Origin of the sequence: Microcystis sp. LE19-41.2A, assembly GCF_027530405.1 — a bacterium.
Taxonomy (GTDB): Bacteria; Cyanobacteriota; Cyanobacteriia; order Cyanobacteriales; family Microcystaceae; genus Microcystis; species Microcystis aeruginosa.
The window spans coordinates 1-1,975 of the sequence record NZ_JAPZQJ010000565.1 but is presented as its reverse complement, the minus strand read 5'-3'; the positions used below and the strand labels follow the sequence as shown (position 1 = coordinate 1,975).

The window sequence follows — 1,975 nt, the reverse complement described above, 5'->3', positions numbered from 1 at the left end:
TGATTCATGAATCAACCCTACCCTTAGTCCCCCCTTGATAAGGGTGGTGTCTGATAATTTTTAACGCCTACCTACTTAGGAGATGGCTTTTATTTATTCTCCCCCCGCAACGCGCACGAAGTGGTCTCCCCATCTCCCCACTTCCCCACACCCCACACCCCACACCCCACACCCCACACCCTGCCTCAATGTATTCTAAGATACAGTCTTGCGGGCGAGTGAGTGGAACGAACCACAGAGACACAAAGATCGATCACTACTATATAAGTTAAACTTATCACACAAAGAATAAGAGAGCCGATTATTTTTTGGGAATTTAGGATAACCTTTTTTACCTTTTATCATACCAAATCCGTTTTTAATAGTGTGATTAACTGCCAAGTTATGGATTGTTTCTCCCTGCTCCCCACCCTCCGCTCCCTGGTCTCCTGTACTTTTTAAACAGGATTTAGTATCACTATAAGTGGGAGAGAGTCACAAATATTGAGATGCACCCAAAAAATGAGTCTAAAACTTTACTTTTTGCGTCATGGCGAAACCACAGCCAGTCAAGCGGGTAGTTTTTGCGGTCGATTAGACTTGCAACTAACCCCGGCCGGCGATGAAATGGCCAAGGATTTCGCTCTTGTCTATCGAGATGTGCCTTGGACAGGGATCTATTCTAGTCCCCTCAAGCGCACCATGGCCACGGCCACCCCTTTAAGCGATCTCTTAGGTATTCCCATCCACAAACGGGAAGGATTAAAAGAGATTGCCTACGGCCAATGGGAGGGAAAAACCGCAGCCGAGGTTAATCGGGAGTTTCATGATGATTATGTGCGCTGGTTAGCAGATCCGGGCTGGAATTCTCCCACAGGGGGCGAAAAAGGCATCGATATCGCTCGCCGCAGTTCGGAAGTATTAGAGGAAATCGACCATAATCACGATGATGGCCATATTTTGATCGTTTCCCATAAAGCAACGATCCGAATCATGTTATGTTCTCTTTTAGGCATTGATATCGGCCGTTATCGCGATCGAATTGCCATGCCCGTGGCCTCGGTGACGATCGTCGAATTAGCCGAACACGGTCCCCTCTTTCAAGTTATAGGCGATCGCTCTCACCTCCGCAATGACCTGCGCTCGCGAGCGGGAACCTAACCAGTCAACAGCAACCAGGGAAGCCCCGAATTTGGTCTCCTGAAAAACTATGTGCTTGATGTTATATTTTCTACGACACGGACAAACGGCCTATAGCAAAACGGGAGGATACTGTGGTACTCCAGAAAATGATCCCGGTTTGACTGCCGAAGGCATCGAAATGGCCGAGGAATTCGCCGATGTCTATCGTTCTTTACCTTGGCGCGCGGCCTATGTCAGTCCCCTCCAAAGAGCTATTCAAACCGCTAAACCTCTCTGTGAAGCGGTGGGACTGAAATTAGAAATCCGGCAGGGATTACAAGAGATCGGTTATGGTCTTTGGGAAGGAATGCACCCCAACGATATCGATCGTCAATATCATGATCTCTATGTGCGCTGGTTGACGGATCCTGCTTGGAATGCTCCCCCCAACGGGGAAAGGGGTATCGATATCGCCCGTCGTTCCGCGGCCGTTTTGGAGGAAATTGAACACACCCACAGTGATGGCAATATCCTGATTGTTTCCCACAAGGCCACCATCCGGATCATGCTCTGTAGTCTGATGGGTATCGATGTGGGCCGTTATCGCGATCGATTTGAAATGCCCGTGGCCGCCGTCAGTATCGTCGAATTAGGCAGTCGTGGCCCGCTTTTCCATGGCATCGGTTTACGTTCCCACCTCAGTGAGTACCTGCGTTCTCTCCCTTGCACCTAATCAGGAGGCAGGAGACAGGAGACAGGAGACAGGAGACAGCTTTTTTCTCCCCACACCCCACACCCCACACCCCACACCCCACTTCCCCATCTCCCCACTTCCCCACACCCCACACCCCACACCCCACACCCCACTTCCCCA

The 1,975-nt window shown here is 50.2% G+C and carries 2 protein-coding genes; both read left to right on the top strand.

Going from position 1 to position 1,975, the window contains the following annotated elements; translation table 11 throughout:
• The first annotated feature begins 501 nt into the window (after positions 1-501).
• The gene (locus O9290_RS23910; protein ID WP_002784690.1) at positions 502-1,140 is read left to right on the top strand and encodes a histidine phosphatase family protein; all 639 of its coding nucleotides are present in this window, start codon (positions 502-504) and stop codon (positions 1,138-1,140) included.
• A gap of 49 nt (positions 1,141-1,189) precedes the next feature.
• Positions 1,190-1,834, top strand: a complete 645-nt coding sequence (locus tag O9290_RS23905) for a histidine phosphatase family protein (RefSeq protein ID WP_002759710.1) — start codon at positions 1,190-1,192, stop codon at positions 1,832-1,834.
• Positions 1,835-1,975 lie beyond the last annotated feature (141 nt).

Excerpts from the sequence above, each read along its gene's own strand:
- O9290_RS23910 (WP_002784690.1), top strand. The coding sequence starts at position 502 with ATGAGTCTAAAACTTTACTTTTTGCGTCATGGCGAAACCACAGCCAGT.
- O9290_RS23905 (WP_002759710.1), top strand. The coding sequence starts at position 1,190 with ATGTGCTTGATGTTATATTTTCTACGACACGGACAAACGGCCTATAGC.